A 22542-nucleotide genomic window follows, 5' to 3' on the forward strand; every position below is an offset into this window, starting at 1 on the left:
CAGTTGCTTCACAGCTCTTTAGTGATTATCTTCGTCTTTTAATCGCTGCAGTTCAGCCTGCAGATTTTCGATTTCCTGACGCAGCGCATCGGCAGCAGCTCGATCTTCGGGCTCGTCTTCCTCTTCGATAATTTCAATGGTGCGGGGAGCCGTATCTGCGGCGGGTTGTTGAGCCGTTGCGGGGGCTGCACTCTGGGCGCGAGCCACCATATCGTTGACCATTTTTTGGGCCTCTTCCGCCGTAATCTCACCGCGGTCTACCAGCTCGTCTACTAGTTTTTGTGCCTGCAGGCGTAGGTCGCTAAAGCCCCCCCCCGCTTTTTCAGACGCGTAGGATGCTAGACCCACCCCTAGATAAAATGCTTTTTGAACGAACTGGCCAAAGTCTGCCACGGCCTATGCTCCTCTAACGCTATTAATATCAATTGAATCGAATTAAACCCATAGAAGTTCCCTGGAAAGCAACTTCTATTACTATTACTTTCAGTTTTAACAAGCGATATTGACAGTGTGTAGCGGGGTAAACTGTCGGATTGCCGTACTTGATGGGGAATACGGTCAAAAAAGAGGGTCTGTAAAACCCTTGCTTTAACCCTAAAAATAGAGGAGACCCGGAGACTACGCCTATCTCAAGCATCCCGTATTGCTGCTACCTTCCGGTCCTGACAAGATTTGGGCGTTGCGATCGCATAGATCCGAGTCAGCCTTAATCATAGCATCGTTTATCACCATCAGCCCACTCCAAAATCCCTCCACAATCCCTAGGACGACTTTGGCACCTGACGAAAAAGTCCAATCAAATTTCGAAAAAAACTGGGACTTAACTCTTGAGTTTGCATCGCTTCTCGAGTCAGCAGAGGGTCAGCCACCTCTCCCTCCGAAACCATGGCAGGAATTTCCTGGGCTAGCCCCACAAAAATCAACCGAAACGCGATCCGCTGCACATCTTCAACCGCTAAGTCTAAACGAGTCGCAATTTCACCCAAGGTAATATTTTCATCAATCAAGCGCCATACCGCCCATTCAGCCTGGTTAATGCGCACGTGGGGCTGCCCCCGCACCAAACTCACCAACGCCGATTGAGCCTCGGGTAGCTGATCCGCAAAAGCAGACCAATTTTTCAACACCCGCAGCCCAGGCAAAATCACTTCAGTCGCAACAACGCTCAACCCCGTCATTTCCGACTTCGGCAGCGGGGCCGATGGGTCAAAAGCAAAATACCCATCGGGCAAACGAAACAGTTCGCACACCTGGCCCATTACCTGGGTGGCAAACAAAATTTCTAACTGTTTGGTCGTCAAAACCCCTTGAGCCCGTAAAAATCGCCCTAACGGCTCATCCGGTGGACACCGGCGAAACAGCCGCCCGGTCATGGTGCTATTGAGATATCGTCGCTTAATAATCAAGTTGGCAAGACACCGGCTATCCAAGCGCTTAGTCACCGCCACAATGCGGCCCCGATGTAGCCAAATAAAGTAGTACTGCTCAGACACCTGAGCAGCATGATCAAGCCCCTGAATCGACAGCAAACCAGTCTTCTTCCCATCCTGAAGAAGCTGACAAAGTTCAGGTAGTGACAAGTCCGAAAAATAACCGTTTAAGGACATACGGCACAGTAACGGCAAAAAGCTGGCGCTATTCTAACAGCATATATCAACTGCAATTGTTCTCATTCAGGTGCCCACCCATCATGGCCTAAAACATTGCAAATGGCAGCATTGCCAACGGCTCAACCCATCCACTGAGAAGGCATCGGATTAATTAGCATGGCAGATTAATTGCCACCCATGGGTGAAGGAATAATAACGATCTGCCCCCATAGCCAGGATGTCATTAATAACACCTGCCCGAGGCACCAATAACGACGACTAACTTAATAACCCCTGCAAGTGCTTTACAGCACGTTTCACTTCCAAATTTAAAACCCCCTGCTTCGCCGCAGGAGACGCCAATACTAACAAAATGGCATCTTCACCACAGATAGCCAGCGTGCAATAGCCTTGTTCACCATCTAGAGCAATTTTACTAATGCGACCTCGCACAAGTTCTAGCCCAATGCGCTCACCTAACGACAGCAGGGCAGCCGTCATCGCCGCAACCTGGTCTTCATCCATATAATTCGGCAGCATCGACACCAGAGGTAGCCCATCCAACGTCACCAGAGCAGCCCCCTCTACATCATTGGTGCCACTCACAAACCGATGCAGCACCGCTTGAATTTTTGCCGTATCAATGGCCATTAATTTGCGCCTTTGGAGTCGAAAATGAGTCGATTTAGTCGATTTACAGACTATTTCTGATGTCGATATTGGGCGGATAAAATCATACCTAGAATCAGAAACGTCCTATCACTATCCTCAGAGATTCCAATATATTTCAATCGATTAGTCAGCAGGTATAGCAAACGTCCCCATGGCTCAGAAACGTTTTGTGCATTTCCCATGGGCCGAATAGCCTATGCTCACACTTATCCCTACAACCTTATTAGGCTTGTCGACTGGGACATCCCCTAGGTTCCGCAGCAAACACCACCGAGGCGATACGTCTTGCCACATCAACTAAATAATCAACTAAAATTTAGCGCTGGTTAAAAATTAAAAGCTCAGCCCATGGTTCAGCAACACCAAACCTGAACGGCTAATGGCACAGAAGCCCCAACTACTGCATACGATCAATCGTTCTATATTGAATAGCTTCAGCAATATGGACGGCATCTAAATTCTCCACCGCTGCCAAATCTGCAATGGTACGCGCCACCTTCAAAATCCGATCCGTTGCCCGAGCCGATAACCCCAGCTTACGGACCGCCGTCTCCAGTAACGTCCGCGACGGATCGTCCAACTGGCACCACTGACGCAGATGGCGGCTTTCTAAATCTGCATTGCACTGTAGCTTCGGTTCATTGGTAAAGCGAGTTTGGGCCCTCTGCCGAGCAGATTCGACCCGCTGCCGCACCTGCTCCGAGGGTTCTCCAGGATTGTGTTCAGTGATTTCTTGTGGCTTCAATCGACTCACCACCACCTGCAGGTCAATGCGGTCCATCAGCGGACCAGATAGCTTTGCCCAATACATTTCGCGGGCCCTAGGGGTGCAGGTACAAGGCTGCACCGAATCGCCAAAGAAACCACAGGGGCAAGGGTTGGTACTGGCCACTAAAGTAAATTGAGCCGGAAATTCGACACTCTGACGTGTTCTGGCGATACTAACGTAGCCATCTTCTAAAGGCTGTCTCAAAAATTCCAGCACTTTACGGTTAAATTCCGTCAGCTCATCCAAATAATTCCCCCCTATGTAGACTCATGAGTATTTATACTCGATGATGATTTTGTGTAGTCTGTAGTTCAGTGCGCCAGCTAACCCTTCTGCTCTGGGAATGAACACTCAACGGTGGACCGTCAGGAGCAGGTACTGGTGGAGGTGTAATCGCTTCTTCAGCTTCGATGTAGATAATGGTGCCGTCTTCGAGCTGGATGGGGGCTAATTGGGCCATGGGTTGCAATCTTAAAAATTACCTATGCGGGTACTGCTATATGAGCAGCCAGATACTATGCTGTCACTAAAATCAGCCATGAGTCGCCATCTATGAGTCGCGATGCCCTGATCGTCGGAATCAATAGCTATCAATATTTGAGTCCTTTGAAAGCTCCAGCTAAAGATGCTGAAGCGATCTCACAACGTCTGGAGCAGGATGGGGACTTTAAGGTTTGGCGATTCCCAGAACAGATTGACCAAGCCAATAGAAATAAGCCAATAGTGTCATCGACACATCAGGTGCCTCAGTCTCAACTGAAGCAGGCTTTAAAGCAACTTTTCTTGCCAGACAGTAAACAGGCCCCAGAGACCGCACTATTCTACTTTTCGGGCCATGGCATTCCAGATGAAGAGGGCGAAGACGGTTACGACAAAGGATATTTGGCTACTAGTGACACGCACCCAAGTAATCCCAGCTCAGGCATATCTCTGGGATGGTTGCATTGGTTACTATCGAAGAGCAAAATCAAGCAGCAAGTCATCTGGCTTGACTGCTGCCATAGTGGTTTTCTGATCGTAAATGTTGGAGCGGCTAACCCAGGTAATAGTGAAAGCCGCGATAGATGTTTTATTGCGTCATCTCGTGACTTTGAAAGTTCATGGGAAGATCTGAATAGTCAGTACAGTGTGCTAACCAAAGCATTGCTAGAGGGTCTGGAACCATCCCGATTACCAGGACGTTGGATTGATACTTTTGCTTTAGTGGACTACGTTAATCAAGCGCTTAAGGATGAATTGCAAACGCCAGTCTGTACCAATTCTGGTGAGGCAATTAAATTAACCCGGCCTTGGAAAATTGATGACCAGGCAATAAAGCCGCCACCAGCAGATACTGGTATCTGTCCTTATAAAGGTTTATCCTACTTTGACTGCAATGATGAGGACTACAAGTACTTTTATGGTCGTGAAACTTTAAGCAAGACCCTAATTGATAAGGTTCTACACGATAATTTTCTTGTCCTTGTAGGGGCATCTGGTAGTGGCAAGTCATCTGTGCTGCGTGCGGGCCTATTACAACACATTAAAGATAAAGGTGATATTGAGATTCGGATTTTGGTGCCGGGAGAGCACCCCTTACAGAGTTTGGCAGATGCCTTTGTAGATAAGAATCTAGATCCAGTGAATCGAGCTGATCAACAGGCTAAGGCTGAACTTAGAATTTGCGAGGGGGCAACAGGTCTTCAGCGTTTAGTGCAAAATTCTGATGCTCGACGAGTAGTTTTGGCTGTTGATCAGTTTGAGGAGACATTCACACTTTGCCAAGACAAAGCTGAAAGGAAAGATTTTTTTGATACTCTATTGGGTGCATTGGAGGCAGTTTCATCACGTTTATGTCTTATTTTCGCGATTCGCTCAGACCTCTTAGGACAATGCTTTGAAGAAGATTATAAGCATTTAGCTGAGAAGGTAAAACAACATCTTGAGCTCATTATGCCAATGACTCAAGATGAACTCACTCAGTCTATCTTAAAGCCAGCAAAACAAGTAGATGTTGGTTTTGAGCCTGGGCTTCCTGAGTTGCTTTTACGAGATGTGCAACAGTCCTTATCTGAGTTGCCGCTGCTCCAATACACTTTAAAAGAACTGTGGAACTGGCAAAAGTGTAGTCAGCTCAACATCTCTACCTACATGAAGATTGGGGGGGTTTCTGGCGCACTTAAGCGGCGTGCTGACAAAATTTATGACGCATTTACACCAGAGCAACAGCGTATCGCAAAGTATATCTTTCTGAGTTTGATATATGTGGGAGAAGATTTTGAACCTACTCGTCGTCGCATTACTCAGTATAATTTAGTGTCTAATCAATACCCCAATACCCTGGTAGTTGAAGTGTTGACAGTGCTAGTGGATGAGAATCTTTTGGTAACAGATAATCAACAAGTATTAGAAATAGGAAATTATTCAAACGCTACTGTAGACATAGTCCACGAGACGCTTATTCGGAATTGGCCTAAGTTACAAGAATGGTTAGATGAAAATAAGCATTGTGTAATAGAAAAGCAAAAAATTGAATCTGCCACAAAAGATTGGTATGTGCACAAAAAAAACAAAGATTATTTGCTGCAAGGGCATCGATTACTATACGCTAAAAAGTATCTCAAAGAATATAACAAGCAAGTTCCATTGACTACTTTAGAAGTAGAGTTTGTCAAAAAGAGCTTAAAATCGCGCAGCTCTAAATTCATAGGTTTAGCAAGTGCTTTTGCATTTTTAACGGGGGGACTACTTTTAGTCTTATTACTCTTAGAGCCAAGCTTAAGGCAAAGTAAGATAAGACAAGCTTATGAAACGTTAAAGGCAGAACAAGGGGGAAGTTTTGAGCGACAATCTTTTATTTATTTAACTAGTGGTTGTTCTCAGCTAAATCACTTTAAATGGGCTCCAAAATTTACTTCCAATTTCCTTAAATTAGTCTTTGGAAATTGTGAAAAACTACATGATGTTTCTCTGACAAATGCAAGTCTTTATAGACTGCATATTGTGAATGTAGACTTACAAGGTGCTCATCTGAATGCTGCAAATTTAAATTCAACAACACTTGAGAACTCTGATCTAGAATATTCGAAGAATATGGCTGAAATAAATTTCTCAGAGTCAGATATGAGGTCTGTTAGTCTGATTCATTCAAATCTACGAGGGGCAGATTTTGGAAACTCAGATTTGCGTTCTGTACGCTTTCGCGATGCAAATTTGAATAAGTCAATATTTTATTCAGCATTTTTAAAGAATGTCAGTTTTCGTGATGCCAACCTAGAAAATGCTACTTTCAGTAAAGCATTTCTTGAAAAAGTTGATTTACGAGACACTATTCTAAACTCAACTGATTTTCGGAACTCGACAATTCTAAATTCAGATCTACATGGCTCAATAGGTCTAAGTGACGAACAACTTTCCACTACCTATATCTGTAATTCAAAATTACCTACTAATATATCAATTGATCCGAACAGAGACTGCGAAAAGATTAATAGGGAATAACTGTTGTGACAAAATGAATTTATAACGGGGACATCTTCCATGAAAATAAGCTTAATTACTACATTCTTTAGCACGTTAGTAACATCTCTGATTTTGAATGTAACGCTTGAAAAGCCAGCGTATTCTCAATTTAAACTATGCAATAAGACTTCTGAAACCATTTGGGCTGCAGTAGCTTATGACAAGGCAGCTTACAAACAACACTTTGAAAAACCTAGAAAACGCGATCGAGATAATACGAAAATTGGTGGTTCTTATACCCATGCTGCTGAGGGATGGTGGAAGATGTATCCAGGCGAGTGTGCGGTTCCTTTAGAAACATTAGAGCCATTACAGAATATTTGGTATTACGCCAACAGTGAGACTGGAAGAGAGTGGAAGGGATCCCCGAATGAAGCCTGGAACAATTTACACCTGGATTATTCTTGGAAAGAAGAAGAGTTTGGTTGGGATGATGCTAGAAACTTTTCGATTCCGATAGAAGAGTATATTAAAAATATTTATAAAGAAAGAACTGGGATATCGACACCCTTAAGACTTAGGGACGTTGAAATAACTCGTCATTGGTTTAGTTCGCTTTACGGAGCGCCTTTTTCGGGTGAACCTAGTATAGACAATACAGAATGGTTGGGTCCATGGCCTTGGTGCGTTTCAGACAACGGCTTTGATTTCTCTCAGCGGGAGCCGTTACGGTTGAATTCTAATAGTCGTAGGTTTTATGATTCGCGAGATAGAATTCATGTAAGTGTAAATAATTTAATTCTTGAAAAGTGGGGACATCTATCTAATAGGTTCAGATTAAGGCACGAGTTGATAACCTGGTTGGCATGTGGAGGACAAGTCTCAGATTCTTTGGGAGGTTATTTGTCTGGCGATCACGAACTTGAAGATTTGTACTTTAGGACTTTTAAACACAAAGATGTGTCTGGTACTGACTATAAAGGAATTAACCTGATTGACTGACAAAAGTTCAGTCCGGCTCAAAGTACGTGGTGAAGACTTGAAACTTCAATCGGGAAGAGCGTTTCTCATGTTGCCTTCGAGACGCCATAGCTGGATGAGGGTCTTTGTTGGAGAGGAAGAAAACGTGCATGATCAGCTGCCATCCATCCAGCAGAGCAGTCCGAATCCAGTCGAGGCCAATGCGAAAATAGCTGTTGCCACGAAACCAGTGGGTATCAACCCATCGACGTTTGCCTTGCTCGACGACAGCCACGCCTTGTGCGGTGACATAAAGTGTCGCTAGCGCCAGAATGAAGCACAGCCTGGAGAGGTCACAGACTGAGCGAATCTCAGAGTTCTGTAGGTTCCAGCCACTGGACTGCTCGTCCTTGAAAAGTTCTTCAATATCGAAGCGCAGACCGTATTCTCGAAACGTTTGTAGCGTGGTGGGCTCGTCGCTGACAACGACCCAGAGATCACCATTGAGATTGTTACGCTCAAAGATGACATGAACCGGGCCATACCACTGCCGCTTATGGAGTTTGACGTTGTGGAAGCAGCGGACTTCACCCCGAGCCAGGTGCACCGTATTGGGTCTCCACCCACACCCACACTCCCAACGCCCCTTCACTGGCTGCTCCATCGTCACCTCACGCTCAGGGCATCGGCCAGTGAACAGCGGATGCCAGTCAAGTAGGGCTGCTGCTGATCTGGGGGTGGACATAGAAGTACAGTGCAGATTTTTACATTAATTTGTATCCTGGCTTTCTTTTGAAATAGGGAATTAATCTAAAATGAACGTGGTTTAAAAAATATTCTACCTCTCAGATAATGCTTAGAAAGCTTTATTTGCAAGGTTTTCCAAGCATTCCTAGATTAAACGCCTAGAGTCTTTAACTATGACAAAACTCTCATTAACCCCTCATTAGCGCGCCAAAATGTGATTTGATAGATATTGGAATCATCTAACCACTCCACAGATGACTCCATGAAAAGCATTCTCCTAGCCGCAATACTCTGCACGACAGCCATCACGTTGGCTGCGATTTTCCTAGACTACGCCGGAGCAATTGACATGCGTTTCGGTGGTGAGGGGCTTCAGATCAAGATTGAGTCAGGTGATAAGCATTTGCCCCAGACAGGCGATGTTTCTGACGGCACTTTATAGACATGTCTATAGTGTGAAACGGTTGACTGAAAAGCTTTAAAAACCCAATAGCTGTATGTCTGACTTTAAAGAACCAAAGGTAAAGATTAGCCCTAAACGACCATCGTCGTATTGACGCCTAAGGCATTGGGTGCGAGCTTATGAGAACTGAAACGTTATATTTTTCCACTAGCCCACCCTGAAATTAAAAGCTAAAATTTAAGTACATATGATCTATAAAATATGTGCCCATAGTTTATTCATTAAGCGGAGGGCTTATGTTTTCTGTAATTGATATCGCTTGCTATTTTCTTTGTCTACCAGATGAAAATGCTGGTGATTTAATTTCTAACCTCAAGCTACAGAAGCTACTCTATTACGCCCAAGGTTTCCATCTTGCGCTCTATACCAGCAAGCTATTCCAAGAAGATATCAGGGCATGGGAGCATGGTCCTGTGGTGCCAGATGCTTATCATGAATTTAAAGAATTTGGTTCTAGTGCAATTCCAGCACCAGAAGTAATGGATTTCGGTATTTTTGACCCAGAGACAGAAGAGCTACTGGATGAAGTTTATGCAGTGTATGGTCAATTTTCGGCCTGGAAGCTGCGAAACATGACCCATGAAGAGTCCCCATGGAAGGATACTTCTATTAATGAGGTCATCTCTCCCAAAAAAATGCGGGACTATTTTAAGACACAGCTTGCTTCTGAGTAATGGCTAGAAATAGACAAAGAAAACTTGCGGGAAAGCAAGGCTCAAGTAGCGCACGGTTGAAAACTCCTTCGCAAAAAAGAGACATCTCGCCAGAACAGCAACCTCCAATTTTTTCTTTGGAATACCTGCAGAAGGACTATTGTGTAACAGTCTGTCAGGTACAAGATCAGGCTAAATTTGCTATTCGCCTTAGAAAGCTAAGTGAAATGACGTGGAAGGAAATTAAATCTGCTCCCCGTCATGGGCTAGGTCATGAAAAAATCAGTCGAAATTCCATTCAAGAGTCAATCCCCAGTCATATTACTGATGATGTCACTTTTTTAGCATTCCGCTTTTCTGGAATGAAGCCTATGGTCGGATACCGAAGCGGCAGAATTTTCTATGTTATTTGGCTGGATAAAGATTTCACGCTTTATGATCACGGCAGTTAAAACCCAGCCAGCCCACACAGCTGCCAGGGCCTTTGCACAGCTAACGCGCCTCCGCCTTCTCAATCTTGATAGTCGTCCCTGGCCTTAGCTGAATATCTACCAAGCCTCCTTGCCAAAGCACAGCAAGCCCAAGCAAAGTTACCCCCAAAACGAGGGTGGGGATTATGATATTGACTGAGTGTAATTTCATGGTTTCGACTCCATTGAATGCACGAACCGAGGCCGCCTGTACCAGAGGTGGCCTTTTGGTTTATTTGATTTCAGATGACTCTAATGTTGTGGACTGTCTCAATCGCCCATTCCGACTATGCCCAGTCTCTGAAAAAATTGCTGTAACTTTGCATATATCCGTACAAAAATTAAAAGCTCTCCGATATCTCTGGGCACCCTAAACCCAGCCACAGGAGCGCCCATGACCACCCCCGAAGGACTGACCGAGGCTGAGTATCAGGAAATCGTGGCTGACGCTGCTGCGAGTGCGGCGGACGCTAGCAGGGAAAGCCTGATTGGTATAGGTGGGTTGGCTCTAGTCCTGGTAGTGACTGTGGTGGCTCTGCGGGTAAAGCGGCAGGTGGGTTAGCCGATCTGGCCCTGGACGGTTGCTGAGCGGGTTAGGCGGAATTTGTATAGTCGGAAGTATCGGCGGTGACTGCTGTACCCCTGGAGCTGTTGAAGTGTTATCGAGCAAAATATCTAAGATGTAAATCTAGTTTTATTTCAGCTCATAGGTTAAATTTGCAACGATATTCAGCAATAAGCTTGATTCAATTGTCAGCAATATGCCTAAACCTTTCGCTCAAATCATTGGCCATCCAATTTTCCGCTACCTATTGATTTCAGGGCTCTCACTTTTAGCCACTGGATGTATTAGAGGCCAAAGCGACAATCCGAATGAAATACTCGACGGGACACTCAGACTACTATTATTAGGCTCTTTTGGGTTTGCCTGTTTCTGTGCTCTAATAGCAATCTTTAACAGTCAGTATGACGGAACTGCGATGATTTGTGCAGCAGCAGCTGCAGGGTTATGTATTATTTTCCTCTTAGTTGCTTAGTTAAAGGGTGTGTTTCTTTTGTAAAGACAAAATTTATTAACCCCCTAGGCCCGTTCTTGAGTAAAAGCCTCTGGCTGCCTTCTACTCACTAGCAGCCTGCATCAGAACCTGAGCAACCACTTCAAGCTTGACTTCAACCCCCATTTCCTTAAGTCGAACCAGGCTATCAACGACCTCTTTTAGCCTTTGGGTTCTCAGCTCATACATAGCCTGCTGGTGTTCAGCGATAGCCTTATCTCGCTCATCAATGAGCTTTTGCCGTTCCAGTTGTAGAGACCCTAGTTGAGCAAGCGCCTTAGCTTTAATCTCAGCTGCTTTAGCTGATTCCTGCTCACCTCTACCTTGAACATAATTGGTAGCTCCGGTAAGGCCGCAATCAAAAAGCTCTTCGATGGATTCCCTAAGCTTGTCTAGTAAGTCTGGAGGGCTGCCAGGTAGCTGGCGCATTCTAATGCGATAGCGCTCTTCGTTCATGGCTAAACCCCCGCTAGCTCACGAACAGCGACTAGGGTTTCCCAGTCGTCGATTTCGAGGCCGTTACCACCACAGGCTATGTGATAAGCATTTAGGGCTTTACATAGTGTTGCTAGTTCAGCTGAAACTTCTTCAGTTGAGACGTTTTCTGAAATCTCTGTGGTGAGCAATACTTCTTTCTGTTGCTCTTTTTCTCTTACAGAGTTGAGCCGGGCATACTTATCGAGTCTCGCAAATGCCTTTGACCAACTTGCATAAACCTCGTCAAATCGTCTTTCTAGAGAAGCTATTTTAAGATTTTTTAACCTTGAAATAGCTTCTTCTCGAAATGCCTCTTTTGAGACTTTATCTTCGTCAGAAGTCGGCTCAACCATAGATCAATATCGGTAACTTTCCCAAGTATGCCATACACTACTTTATGAGTATGTCCACAAAGTAAAGGCTATATTTAGAAAAAGCTTTGCCAGTTTAGCTTAAAAAATAAATGGTGGTTGTGCGGGTGGGGAAGCAGGTGGGAGGAGCAGAGTGATTTATATCATCAATTACCTCATGAACCTTGCTTTTCAATTTTTGCTTGAGCCTCCCTTTTAGGAGCAACCTTGATAGACTTATTTTTCATCTCAGACTGAAGGTAGTTTCGTAGTACTTGCTTTTGAAGAAATTTCGCTTCTTCTAAGCTAATGACTCGCTTTCGCAACGATTCATCAATGGAATCGTACTTTTTTTGCAGATGAAAATCGAGTTCTTTTTGTCTACTAAATGGCCGAAAGTTAGCAATAAAAACGCACAGGCAGACCCAACCAGCGGCAGAGAAAGAGGAAAAATCCAACCCTGTATGCTCCAATATTAAAGGCGAAAAAACTGGTACAACACTGGTAAGCGCAACCCCTAAAATAACTGCCTGTGAAGTTCGGCGTGGGCTACTAGCCATCAAACCTTCTATTATTTGAAGCGTTTTAGCTGTGAGCGTATCCATTACGCAAGCTCCCCAGCTATGCCGCTATCAGTAACTGTTTGGCTTTCTGTTTCAGTTTTTACTTCTGGAAATACCTCCATATCATCGCCGCCTGAAGGAGGCCCTTGGGCGTCATCGAATGACTGGACAAACTCAATCAACTGCCTTCCTTCATTCAGGTTGTTACCAAAATAACCAGCCTTTATTCTGTAGCGTATCAATGCATAGCGAGCGATCATTAATATTGGAAAAGCCAATATGAGTATTACGATATTGAGGCCCTCCGAAAGCCCAAACTCAGCAAATGTCGAAATGAATAAAAAGGAGGCTATTGCGATTACTGCGATTGCAATGTGTCCAGCAAGATTTCTCCCTTGCTCCTCTAGAAATAAATCTACAACTAATGCGTCATTATCATTACTTATCGGATCCGAGAAGTCTCGCTCGTTCAGTTCAGGCTGAGGCAATATCGCCTTGTCATAAACCTTTTTAGTTCTCTGAAAAACTTGAGTGCGCAGCCACAAAAATGTGTGCTTTATTGGCGCTGAACCTCTTGTTCGCTTCAGAGACTGACTCAAATCCCGCTTGTAGTCACATAAAATGCATGCAACATGCTCTTTATCAGTAATGACCAGCCCTTGCTTGCCGCAAGATGGGCAAGCAGGCATACCGTAGGACAAAGAAGGCTTTTTCGATGTAGGCGATTGTTCCATGCCTAATTGATGGGTCTATTCACATTTTGAGTATATGGTAGCCATTTTATAGACATGTCTACAAGCTAAAGCCTAAGTATGCATGGTATTTTAAGCATCCAGCTCAAGATAAGGCCGCATTATGGCCACCCGCCGCTGCAATTTCCAAAGCTCGCCGTGCCTGGGCCTGACCTTTGACATCTTTTAAGTCCACCGCATGGGGCTGGGCACTGGCAAGGGACTGGCGACCATCAATTGTCAGCGGCTGCCGCTCACCAGGATTATTTAGAAATTCCACCACATCGGTAATATTTTCAAAACCATAGACCGATAGGTTGGGCACTACAGCAGCTTCTTGAGCGTTATCCTTAGGCACAATCAATCCTTCAATGCCTAACTGCTGGGCGGCGGCGGCCATGGCCATGACTCCTGCCACAGGTCTCAGACTACCGTCGAGGGATAATTCACCTAGGAGTAAGTACTTATCCAAGCACTCCTGACTGACTAAATCAGAGGCAGCCAAAATACCAATGGCAATGGGTAAATCGTAAATGGGACCTTCCTTGCGCACATCAGCCGGTGTGAGGTTGACCACCACCTTGCGCATCGGAAACGGAAATCCGGCATTTTTCAGCGCTGCTTTTACCCGTTCTCGCGATTCTTGTACCGCAGCATCAGGCAGACCAACGACTACAACACTCGGCAAGCCGCCGGAGAGATCTACCTCCACGCCCACCTTTAAAGCATCAATACCGATTAAGGATGCACTCCAGATTCTTGCCAGCATGGTGGACTCCTAGATGTGCCTGTAGAATGCCCATCAGCACAGAATAGAGGCACGCTCTATCAGAAAAAAATCACCGGAGAGACCCATTTTGACGCCATCAATGGCGATATTCACCCTGGAATTACCGATCCTCGGGATAATTGTCTTTGGCATATCCAGATAGTGCCCCAGCCTCGCAGCCGCTGCTCTTTAAATCCGCAGCGGCTGCAAACCAAGCGACCGAATAAAGTAGAGCCATGGGCCTAAGCATTGAAGGATAAGTCACATCATTCAGATTGCTAATATGGTATTTCCTTAGTAGATAAACCATCGAACACGGAGCCCTGAATGCGCATCGGTCGATGTGATGGTTGACAGCAATATCACTTAAAATCCCTACTATAAAAGCCTTATGTTGACGACCACAAACTCCTCGGAAGTGGCTATCACCATACGTGATAAGCAAATTGCAGAGGAGCACATCAAGGATGTGGAACTGCTATTAGAAAATATGTTTAAGCGGGAAGAAGCCACGCTGAAACTGGTGGTTGACCGACTTTATGACATTGGTTCTAATAATTTGATTAACCAGCGGGTCAAGCCACACCGCCTCAATCGTTTAATGAAATGGATTGCCCGATTAACGAAGCCGATGTTTCATCACATGGCAGTGCGCTGGTCTAAAAAAAATTGCCCTAAACTCATTACCGATTGGCTCTATAGCCAGGTGCAATTCCCGCAGTCACCAATGGGAAATTCGGAATTTTGAATTCGAAAGCTATACCAATAAAGCGTTCTGCAGCTATAAGCCCTAAATGATTACAAGGCGAAACCAAGCCAGGCAGGTGATTAATTCGGCTTTCCGACCTCCTAACTCCGCATTTTATACTCACAATTCATAGAAATTCTTAGCGTCTTCACCACACCATACCCCCTACAATTCATAGCGTTGTCACCATCAACGCCCCATGAGTGAAGACACCATTTTTGGCAAAATCATCCGTAAGGAAATTCCAGCGGAAATCGTCTATGAAGACGATTTCTGTTTAGCCTTTCGGGATATTAGCGCTCAAGCACCCACCCATATCTTGGTAATTCCCAAAAAGCCCATACCGAGGCTGGCTGACACAGTGCCTGAGGACAAGGAATTGCTGGGACATATGTTGCTAACTGTAAACAAAATCGCCCAAGACGAAGGGCTCAAAAATGGGTATCGAGTGGTCATCAACACGGACCAAGATGGCGGTCAAACCGTCTTCCACCTTCACATGCACCTGCTTGGTGGACGCTCCATGGCTTGGCCACCAGGCTAGTGAGCAATCACTCATACAACAATGCGAAATGTTTCAATGTGGCAACTTTCGTATCTTGCCCCTACAAATCACTAAGCATATTTACTAATCTTATAAGCGAGTCTCTAGTTACTTATTCGCAGACGGGTTAGCTATTTAGTTAACTTGCATGCCTTCACAGTAGAGCCTCTTTATACCTTTTCATTCATCACTATGACTTCTACTTTGCAATCCCGTGGCAAGGCAAGCCTGTGGGACCGCTATTGTGAGTGGGTCACTAGTACTGACAACCGCATTTATGTTGGTTGGTTCGGTACTCTAATGATCCCTACATTGGTGGCTGCCACTGCATGCTTCGTCATCGCATTCATCGCTGCTCCTCCCGTTGATATCGATGGTATCCGTGAGCCTGTTGCTGGGTCTTTACTACTTGGCAACAACATCATCTCCGGTGCTGTTATCCCTTCCTCTAACGCTATTGGCCTTCACTTCTACCCCATCTGGGAAGCTGCTTCCCTAGATGAGTGGTTGTATAACGGTGGCCCTTACCAGTTGGTAATTTTCCACTTCCTCATTGGCTGCTTTGCCTATATGGGTCGTCAGTGGGAACTTTCCTACCGTTTGGGTATGCGTCCTTGGATCTGTGTTGCTTACTCCGCTCCTTTGGCGTCTGCAACTGCAGTATTCTTGATCTACCCCATCGGTCAGGGTTCTTTCTCTGATGGTATGCCCTTGGGTATTTCCGGTACGTTCAACTTCATGCTTGTATTCCAAGCTGAGCACAATATCCTGATGCATCCTTTCCACATGCTTGGTGTGGCAGGTGTATTCGGTGGTTCTTTGTTCTCCGCTATGCACGGTTCTCTGGTAACTTCCTCCTTGGTTCGCGAGACCACTGAGGTTGAGTCCCAGAACTATGGTTACAAGTTTGGTCAGGAAGAAGAGACTTACAACATTGTTGCCGCTCACGGTTACTTTGGCCGTTTGATCTTCCAGTACGCTTCCTTTAACAACAGCCGTTCCTTGCACTTCTTCTTGGGTGCTTGGCCCGTTGTTTGTATTTGGTTCACCGCACTGGGCATCAGCACCATGGCGTTCAACTTGAATGGTTTCAACTTTAACCAGTCTATTTTGGACTCCCAGGGTCGTGTAGTAAGTACTTGGGCTGACGTGATTAACCGCGCCAACCTAGGTATGGAAGTCATGCACGAGCGTAATGCTCACAACTTCCCCCTCGACCTAGCGTCCGGTGCTGAAACGCCTGTTGCTCTGACTGCTCCTGCAATCAATGGCTAAGCGCTTTCGGTAACGGCTAAGTTGTAAAGGCTTAGTTTGAAAAAGGGGCTCCTCGTTTGAGGAGCCCCTTTTTTCGTGTGTCTTGATCCTTGATTTGTCGTAATTCATTCAGCATCACGACCACTGCAACTAGATGTCTGTCTAGCTAGAGTAAGACTAATCAAAACTATAAATCTTGATTGTTGCTTGATATATAAGCAGCTTTCTTGAATGCACTGAGAATCAAGAAGTGGTCGTATTCTTGTCCTTTTTAGAAGTGTTTATGCAAAGCGTATATCAGAAGCTAATGACTAGATATGGCTTTGAGATGGGATGACAAATTAATTTTCAAGAAAGTTTATAAGGTACTCAAGGGGACATCCCAAAAAAGTTCTGAGGCCCTAAACTTTTTAGGATTGTTGGGCAATATCGGCATTGTTATTGGTGTGGTTACTTACTTTAGCTTGGAGCCACAGCGTCGATATGAAGTCAGTATTGATGCATGGCAAACGATCAGTAATGCTCACGAACAAGCAGGAGATGGAGGTCGGAAACAAGCCGTAGAGTTTTTGAACGCTTCCCCCGGTTCACATTGGCGCCGCCGCTCTATATGTTTGTGGATATGTACTTGGCCTAGTGAACCCCTGGATAGCCAAGATTTTAGTAAGGTTCACTTTGAAAAAGTTGAATTACCAGAAGCTTCACTCAGTCAAACCATATTTACAGAAGCGAATCTCAAACGTGCCAATCTGCAAGGGGCTACCTTAAAGAATGCTCAGCTTGAGATGGCAAACCTTCAGTCTGCTAATTTGACAAACGCAAATCTCACAAATGCAATACTGACAGATACAAATTTAAAGCATGCTTGGATGGATGGAGCCTTGCTTGGAGGAGCAAACTTACAGGATGCTTTCCTAGAGGATGTCAGTCTCACCAATGCTTTTCTAGAAGAAGCAAACTTAACAGATGTAGATCTAGACCTTTCTGAGTTAGCAAGTGCTGACTTAGATTATGCCAATTTAGAGGGAGCTAGCTTAGAGAAGACTAATTTAGAGACTGCAAGCCTATCAAATGTTAATTTTGCGGACGCTAATTTCAGGCAAGCTAACTTACAAAATGCTGATCTTAGGACTGCTAACTTAGTCAATGCTGATTTATGGGAGACAAACTTAAAGGGAGCCAATTTATTGCACGCTAATCTACAAGATGCAGTTTTTTCTGGTGTTGATCTTGAAAGTACCAAAGGTTTAAAGCAGTCGCAGTTGAGTCAGGCTAAAATTTGTCGGGTTAAATTGCCTGCTCACATATCTCTTAATCCAGATCGTGATTGTCAGGAAATAGCTCTCAAAGGCAGGCTACATTAAATTTCTCGATGCAGGAATAATTTAAGTGAGCAGTAGCCTTTGAACAGCCCATCACCGAAGTTAGACATTGAGCACTGTTGGGCAACCAAGCATTACTCCTCGATTCTCTCTAATTGCCAGAATTTTTCTGGGTCGGACTCGCTGCTAATGCAGGAAACTGTCCAGTTACGCCAGGTCCAGTCATCACCGCGTTTGGCTAGTTCAGCCGCCGACACTCCGGTGAGCACCACCAGCTCAGATGTAGTAATCAAATAGCCCTGTTTAGCTAGCTCATCCGCTGTTTGTAGCAGGGTGAGCATATTACTAACGCGGTTAATGCGGGTATCGGACATATCGCTGAGGGTAGTGTCAATTTTGGGTAGGGGAATTTCTGTTTGTTGAGGAGATTTTTTCTCTGGGGTAGCTTTAGGGGCAACTTTGGCCTTGGCCTTAGTGGACGGAGCTTTACTACTGCCATCAATGGATTGGTTTAGGCTGGTGGCACGCTGGTGTGAAAAGGACCGGGCAATGGTGTCGCAGCGTTCGTTGCCCACATTGCCCGCGTGACCTTTGACGTATTTCCAATCGATATCGACGCTTTGGTCGGCTTTGAGGCTTTGGGTCAGGTCATCCAAAGTGAGCCACAGGTCTTTGTTGAGGACGGCTTTGCCGGCGGCGGTTTTCCAGCCTTTGCGTTTCCAGCCCCGCATCCATTGGGTGATGCCCTGGATTAAATACTTGCTATCGGTGTTGAGTTCGATGTCGGCGGCGTAGTCGTGCTGCTGGAGAAATTCTAGGGCCGCGATCGCAGCCTGCATTTCCATCCGATTATTGGTCGTCCCCGGCTCATAGCCCCCCAGCTCGTGCACTGAACCATTCTCAAAATAAATGACCGTACCCCAGCCACCTGGACCTGGGTTGCCTGAACAGGCACCATCCGTATATATCGCCTTAATATCAGGCAAATCAGCCATAGAAATTTAGTGTAAAAACAAAAACCCTACGCATCATAGCGACGATTTCAACCGTTGATCAAAGCTCCCTAGAAAAATCCTAAATCCGGATATTATTCGCCTCCAACTCCATGGACTAAAAGGCCGAAGTTTGCCCCATGGAGAGCAATGCCCACCCGACTAATCACACTAATAAGTAAAACTTTGCACTTAGCCCTCTAAAGATATGGGATAACAAACTATAGGCATTGCCCAACCCACAGGAATTAAGGACGAACGACGATGAAAAAATTAATGCGGGGTCTGCGTCAGTTTCAGGAAAACTATGTTCCTGCCCATAAGAAACTGATGTCTAGTCTGGCCAAGGGTCAGAGTCCTAACGCCTTGTTCATCACCTGTTCTGATTCCCGAGTCCAGCCGGAACTCATTACCCAGGCCGAACTGGGGGAGCTGTTTGTCATTCGCAATGCGGGCAACATTGTGCCCCCCTTTGGAGCCACCAACGGTGGAGAAGGGGCCACCATTGAATATGCCGTGAAATCATTGAATGTGGACCACATTATTGTCTGTGGTCACTCTAGCTGTGGTGCCATGAAGGGGTTGCTGCAAATTGGCAAGCTGGAAGAAAAAATGCCCCTGGTCTACAACTGGCTCATCCATACGGAAGCCACCCGCCAGCTAGTCGAAGATAACTACAGCGACCTCGAAAAAACCGACAAACTAGACATGCTAGTGGCGGAAAACGTACTGACCCAGATTGAAAACCTGCGCACCTACCCAGCCGTCCGCTCCATGCTCCATCGGGGCAACTTATCGCTCCACGGGTGGATCTACAACATCCATGACGGTCGCATTTTGGCCTACGATGCCGAGCGCCACGCATTTGTGCCACCGTTTGAAGATCCCGGCAAAGAGTTTAGCCATGGGAATGGGGCCTCCCAAATGCCAGGGGAAGACCGCCTAGCCCGTCAGCAAGCCCAACGCATTTTCAAGGGATCGTACTAAACAGCAGTTTTTCACCTACTGCTTTTCAGCACCGTCGGCCATTGACCAGGTTTTGAAGGGCTGTGTCACCAGGTTGGAATTGTAATATCGAGGGTCTCCGGTGACTTCTTGGCCAATCCAGCTCGGTAGCTCAACGACCTGCTCGGGATCGGTCAGTTCTACTTCGGCCAGTAGCAACCCCTGGTTCTCTCCAGAAAATTCGTCGATCTCCCACACAAACTCGCCCATGGGAATGCGGTAGCGATATTTTTCAATGAAGGGTTGCTCGCAAAGCTCTGCCAACATTGCCTGGGCATCCGCTAAGGGAATGGGATACTCGAACTCAGAACGGCTAATGCCAACGGTTGGCCCTTTGAGGGTGAGGTAGCCCTGTTCGCCAATAATGCGCACCCGCACGGTTTGTTTTCCCTGGGTGGGAATATAACCTTGGCAATAGTATCGGCCCGTGGCAAGGGAACGCCATGCATCGCCCTGCACTAAAAATTTGCGTTCGATTTCTTTGGCCATTAATTTTCAAAGGGATAAACAGAGCCATTGCACTATGGGCAATAGCGTTGCACACCATCCCTGGGAGAACAAACCTAATTTCGCAAAAATAAGAACGCGTCGACTTCCCTGGGGGTGGGTTGGCCCGCGATCGCACCGGACCTTGTGGTCGTTAATGCGCCCACCGCACTGGCATAGCGCACCATTTCATGGGCAGTCTCTTCATCCAAAAGACAATGGCGACCACGGGTACATAGCTGATGCAAAAAACCAGCCACAAACGCATCCCCCGCCCCAGTGGTATCTTCCACATCCACATCAAATCCAGACACTTCACCGGCGTGGCCCCCTAAAAAGTAACGACAGCCCGCCGCCCCCGCAGTCACCAAGACCCCATCCAAATGGGGCTGTTGCGCCGCAATTATCATCGGATCGGTGGTATCCAACAACCACTGGGCTTCCGTATCGGAAAGCTTTAAGAACGAGGCCTGTTTTACCAGATCCTTCACCAAACCTATTGCCTGGGCTGGGTTCTCCCAAAACATGGGTCGCCAGTTCACATCTAGCACCACATGGCCATTTTGATCCTTAATCCAATCAATCGCCTGCAAAATAGACTCTCGGGTCTCTGGATAGGCCAAGCCCAGGGTGCCAAGCACCAAATATTTTGCCCCTTTGAACAGTAGGGGATCAATGCGATCGCAAATCAGATGGGCATCGGCAAACCCAGCCGGATCCGGCAGAGAAAACCCAGCGAACGAACGCTCACCGGCCCTATCGGTCAGCACATAAACTTCGCGAGTGGGAGCCGTCGGATGCTGCTGCAACCCCCGCGCGCCCACATTCAAATCTTGCAAAAGACGCTTGAGGGCTTGGCCCCAAGCATCCACACCCACAGCCCCAATAAATTCTGCTGCCGTGCCCAGTTTTGACAACCCGCAGGCCACATTCGCCGGAGCACCACCGGGCAATGACAGCTTAGTCTCCTCCCCACCGGGCCAAAAACTATCCACCAAAATTTCGCCCAGACAGATGACTGGATTCACCGGACCGACCATATTTTCCTCCGGACCATGCCCCTAGCGACCAAAAACCAACCCAATATACTCCCAGCGGAAAGTATAAAGTGTTTTCCGTCCCAGCACATAGTTGTGACTGGCAAAGGCCGAGTACGTTCAGCCCACCTGAACTTAATAAAGGCGACTTAAAACGTAGTTAGAGATGGCCTCCAAAGCACGCTTAGGTTCAGACTGGGGCAGTTCTGCCAAGTTCTCGATGGCCCGATCAACATGCAGCGATGCCAGCTCCCGAGAGCGCTCAATGCCACGACTGGCCTTTACCAATGCCATCGCCTCATCAAAATCACCCGACTGGGCAAATTCTCGCTCAATCAGCGTTGTTAGATAGGGGGTTTCCTCCATGGCATAGAGCACGGGAGCCGTTAAATTACCACTGAGCAAATCCGAACCAGCCGGTTTACCCAAAACCTCTTCAGACCCCGTGAAATCCAAAATGTCATCCACAATTTGGAACGCTAACCCTAAATTGCGACCATATTGATATAGCGCCTCAGCCAACACATTCGAAGTTCCACTGAGTACGCCCACGGACTTGCAGCTATTAGCAATCAACGACGCTGTCTTGTAATAGCTTTTCATTAAATAGGCATCGATAGACAAGGTGGTGTCAAACCGATTGAGACCCTGCTGAATCTCACCTTCCGCCAGGTCCATAATGACCCGAGATAGAAGCTTAACCACCGTTAAATTATCTAAGTTCGCCAAATGCCAGGAAGACTGGGCAAACAAAAAATCTCCGGCCAGCACAGCCACACGATTAGTAAAACTACTGTGAACCGTCGGCACCCCACGTCGCAAAGATGACTCATCCACCACATCGTCATGTACGAGGCTGGCCGTATGAATCATTTCAGTAATTTCAGCCAAACGAAAATGCCGGGCCGGAATTTCTGGCTCCATTACCGTCGCGCGGGATAGCAATAAAACGATGGCCGGTCGAATACGCTTCCCTCCGGCCCCAAATAGATGCTCCGCAGCGGCATAGAGAATAGGATGCCGAGCACCGACCAGCTGCTTAAGGTTATCCGTCAGCAGACTGAGATCTGCTTCGACGGGGGCAAACAGCGATGTTGTTGAAGTCATGGGAGGAAATGCTCAGACAGCTTGATTACGAAATTTTAAGTAATCCATATTCATTCTAAGCTAACGTCTCAATTGGTGTCGTCAATCCATTCAGAATATCTGGGAACTTCTTTGCCCAAGGCGATTTACAGATTTTCAGGCGCTCATACACACAAAGGGACGTATCTGGCCAGCATTGATTAGATATTTCTATTTCTTTTTTTAAATAGACTCTAGGTAAATAACAAATCCTTATGTTAATCTATACCTAGGAATTGAAAGATTTCATAGCAAGCTCGGTAGTTCGTATTTAGTAGCTTGGTTCTAACTGCTCTTCGTGACTTTTAGAACTGCTGGAA

At 46.2% G+C, this 22542-nt stretch carries 24 protein-coding genes, 1 other RNA gene and 2 pseudogenes; 11 read left to right on the forward strand and 16 right to left on the reverse strand.

The window, feature by feature from the left end; translation table 11 throughout:
• Positions 1–18: 18 nt before the first annotated feature.
• From IXB28_RS07990 to IXB28_RS08015, 6 genes and pseudogenes are all read right to left on the reverse strand, one after another.
• Positions 19–393, reverse strand: coding sequence for a phasin family protein (locus IXB28_RS07990; protein WP_215618046.1), 375 nt, complete (start codon positions 391–393; stop codon positions 19–21).
• Positions 394–605: 212 nt separating this feature from the next.
• Positions 606–702: signal recognition particle sRNA small type (ffs, locus tag IXB28_RS07995), an RNA gene on the reverse strand.
• 59 nt (positions 703–761) lie between these two features.
• Positions 762–1607, reverse strand: coding sequence for a DUF4388 domain-containing protein (locus IXB28_RS08000; RefSeq protein ID WP_215618047.1), 846 nt, complete (start codon positions 1605–1607; stop codon positions 762–764).
• A gap of 261 nt (positions 1608–1868) precedes the next feature.
• Positions 1869–2240: a roadblock/LC7 domain-containing protein gene (locus IXB28_RS08005; protein WP_215618048.1), complete on the reverse strand. Its 372-nt coding sequence runs from the start codon at positions 2238–2240 to the stop codon at positions 1869–1871.
• Positions 2241–2658: 418 nt separating this feature from the next.
• Positions 2659–3279 (reverse strand): annotated as a pseudogene (locus IXB28_RS08010) (ATP-binding protein); the annotation flags it as partial.
• A 28-nt stretch (positions 3280–3307) separates the two neighbouring features.
• Positions 3308–3490 carry a hypothetical protein gene (locus IXB28_RS08015; RefSeq protein WP_215618049.1) on the reverse strand — a complete coding sequence of 61 codons (183 nt, stop codon included), beginning with the start codon at positions 3488–3490 and terminating at the stop codon, positions 3308–3310.
• Between the two features lie 92 nt (positions 3491–3582).
• Here IXB28_RS08015 and IXB28_RS08020 point away from each other — a divergent pair, with 92 nt between their 5' ends.
• A complete protein-coding gene (locus IXB28_RS08020) occupies positions 3583–6510 on the forward strand; it encodes an nSTAND1 domain-containing NTPase (RefSeq protein WP_215618050.1) in 2928 nt (975 codons plus the stop codon).
• Positions 6511–6549: 39 nt separating this feature from the next.
• On the forward strand, positions 6550–7473 hold the full coding sequence (locus IXB28_RS08025; RefSeq protein WP_215618051.1) for a DUF1036 domain-containing protein: 924 nt from the start codon (positions 6550–6552) through the stop codon (positions 7471–7473).
• A gap of 7 nt (positions 7474–7480) precedes the next feature.
• Here the strand turns inward: IXB28_RS08025 and IXB28_RS16575 are convergent, their stop codons facing one another.
• A complete protein-coding gene (locus IXB28_RS16575; protein WP_246559690.1) occupies positions 7481–8095 on the reverse strand; it encodes a hypothetical protein in 615 nt (204 codons plus the stop codon).
• A gap of 345 nt (positions 8096–8440) precedes the next feature.
• Between IXB28_RS16575 and IXB28_RS08035 the strand changes: the two genes are divergently transcribed.
• The 4 genes from IXB28_RS08035 (at position 8441) to IXB28_RS08050 (ending at position 10326) form a co-directional block, all read left to right on the forward strand.
• Entirely contained in the window at positions 8441–8620 is a 180-nt protein-coding gene (locus IXB28_RS08035) for a hypothetical protein (protein ID WP_215618052.1), read from the forward strand.
• Between the two features lie 257 nt (positions 8621–8877).
• A complete protein-coding gene (locus IXB28_RS08040; RefSeq protein WP_215618053.1) occupies positions 8878–9315 on the forward strand; it encodes a Panacea domain-containing protein in 438 nt (145 codons plus the stop codon).
• Positions 9315–9746 carry a hypothetical protein gene (locus tag IXB28_RS08045; RefSeq protein WP_215618054.1) on the forward strand — a complete coding sequence of 144 codons (432 nt, stop codon included), beginning with the start codon at positions 9315–9317 and terminating at the stop codon, positions 9744–9746. The genes IXB28_RS08040 and IXB28_RS08045 overlap by 1 nt, the downstream gene beginning before the upstream one ends.
• A gap of 412 nt (positions 9747–10158) precedes the next feature.
• Positions 10159–10326 (forward strand): hypothetical protein, encoded by a 168-nt coding sequence (locus IXB28_RS08050; RefSeq protein ID WP_215618055.1) that lies wholly within the window; start codon positions 10159–10161, stop codon positions 10324–10326.
• 556 nt (positions 10327–10882) lie between these two features.
• Here the strand turns inward: IXB28_RS08050 and IXB28_RS08055 are convergent.
• The 5 genes and pseudogenes from IXB28_RS08055 to IXB28_RS08075 all read right to left on the reverse strand — a co-directional run.
• On the reverse strand, positions 10883–11275 hold the full coding sequence (locus IXB28_RS08055; protein WP_215618056.1) for a hypothetical protein: 393 nt from the start codon (positions 11273–11275) through the stop codon (positions 10883–10885).
• A 2-nt stretch (positions 11276–11277) separates the two neighbouring features.
• On the reverse strand, positions 11278–11649 hold the full coding sequence (locus IXB28_RS08060) for a hypothetical protein (RefSeq protein WP_215618057.1): 372 nt from the start codon (positions 11647–11649) through the stop codon (positions 11278–11280).
• Positions 11650–11822: 173 nt separating this feature from the next.
• Positions 11823–12251, reverse strand: a complete 429-nt coding sequence (locus tag IXB28_RS08065; RefSeq protein ID WP_215618058.1) for a hypothetical protein — start codon at positions 12249–12251, stop codon at positions 11823–11825.
• Complete coding sequence (locus IXB28_RS08070; protein ID WP_215618059.1) at positions 12251–12943, reverse strand: hypothetical protein; 693 nt, start codon at positions 12941–12943, stop codon at positions 12251–12253. The genes IXB28_RS08065 and IXB28_RS08070 overlap by 1 nt, the downstream gene beginning before the upstream one ends.
• A gap of 118 nt (positions 12944–13061) precedes the next feature.
• Positions 13062–13709 (reverse strand): annotated as a pseudogene (locus IXB28_RS08075) (magnesium chelatase domain-containing protein); the annotation flags it as partial.
• A gap of 391 nt (positions 13710–14100) precedes the next feature.
• Here IXB28_RS08075 and IXB28_RS08080 point away from each other — a divergent pair.
• The 4 genes from IXB28_RS08080 (at position 14101) to IXB28_RS08095 (ending at position 17619) form a co-directional block, all read left to right on the forward strand.
• Complete coding sequence (locus IXB28_RS08080; protein WP_215618060.1) at positions 14101–14457, forward strand: hypothetical protein; 357 nt, start codon at positions 14101–14103, stop codon at positions 14455–14457.
• A 199-nt stretch (positions 14458–14656) separates the two neighbouring features.
• Complete coding sequence (locus tag IXB28_RS08085; RefSeq protein ID WP_215618061.1) at positions 14657–15001, forward strand: histidine triad nucleotide-binding protein; 345 nt, start codon at positions 14657–14659, stop codon at positions 14999–15001.
• A 192-nt stretch (positions 15002–15193) separates the two neighbouring features.
• Positions 15194–16276, forward strand: a complete 1083-nt coding sequence (gene psbA / locus IXB28_RS08090) for a photosystem II q(b) protein (protein ID WP_215618062.1) — start codon at positions 15194–15196, stop codon at positions 16274–16276.
• A 296-nt stretch (positions 16277–16572) separates the two neighbouring features.
• Entirely contained in the window at positions 16573–17619 is a 1047-nt protein-coding gene (locus tag IXB28_RS08095) for a pentapeptide repeat-containing protein (RefSeq protein ID WP_215618063.1), read from the forward strand.
• A gap of 92 nt (positions 17620–17711) precedes the next feature.
• On the opposite strand, the gene rnhA is transcribed toward IXB28_RS08095, so the two are convergent.
• Positions 17712–18572, reverse strand: a complete 861-nt coding sequence (gene rnhA, locus IXB28_RS08100) for a ribonuclease HI (RefSeq protein ID WP_215618064.1) — start codon at positions 18570–18572, stop codon at positions 17712–17714.
• 261 nt (positions 18573–18833) lie between these two features.
• On the opposite strand from rnhA, the gene IXB28_RS08105 reads away from it, so the two are divergent.
• Positions 18834–19556 carry a carbonic anhydrase gene (locus IXB28_RS08105; RefSeq protein ID WP_215618065.1) on the forward strand — a complete coding sequence of 241 codons (723 nt, stop codon included), beginning with the start codon at positions 18834–18836 and terminating at the stop codon, positions 19554–19556.
• Positions 19557–19571: 15 nt separating this feature from the next.
• Here IXB28_RS08105 and IXB28_RS08110 read toward each other — a convergent pair whose 3' ends face one another.
• The 3 genes from IXB28_RS08110 to sds form a co-directional block, all read right to left on the reverse strand.
• Positions 19572–20063: a CYTH domain-containing protein gene (locus IXB28_RS08110; RefSeq protein ID WP_215618066.1), complete on the reverse strand. Its 492-nt coding sequence runs from the start codon at positions 20061–20063 to the stop codon at positions 19572–19574.
• A 74-nt stretch (positions 20064–20137) separates the two neighbouring features.
• Positions 20138–21100, reverse strand: a complete 963-nt coding sequence (locus IXB28_RS08115; protein WP_215618067.1) for a carbohydrate kinase family protein — start codon at positions 21098–21100, stop codon at positions 20138–20140.
• A 132-nt stretch (positions 21101–21232) separates the two neighbouring features.
• Positions 21233–22204, reverse strand: coding sequence for a solanesyl diphosphate synthase (gene sds / locus IXB28_RS08120; protein WP_215618068.1), 972 nt, complete (start codon positions 22202–22204; stop codon positions 21233–21235).
• Positions 22205–22542: the final 338 nt, after the last annotated feature.

The organism is Leptothoe kymatousa TAU-MAC 1615 (assembly GCF_018739865.1).
Lineage (GTDB): Bacteria > Cyanobacteriota > Cyanobacteriia > Phormidesmidales > Phormidesmidaceae > Leptothoe > Leptothoe kymatousa.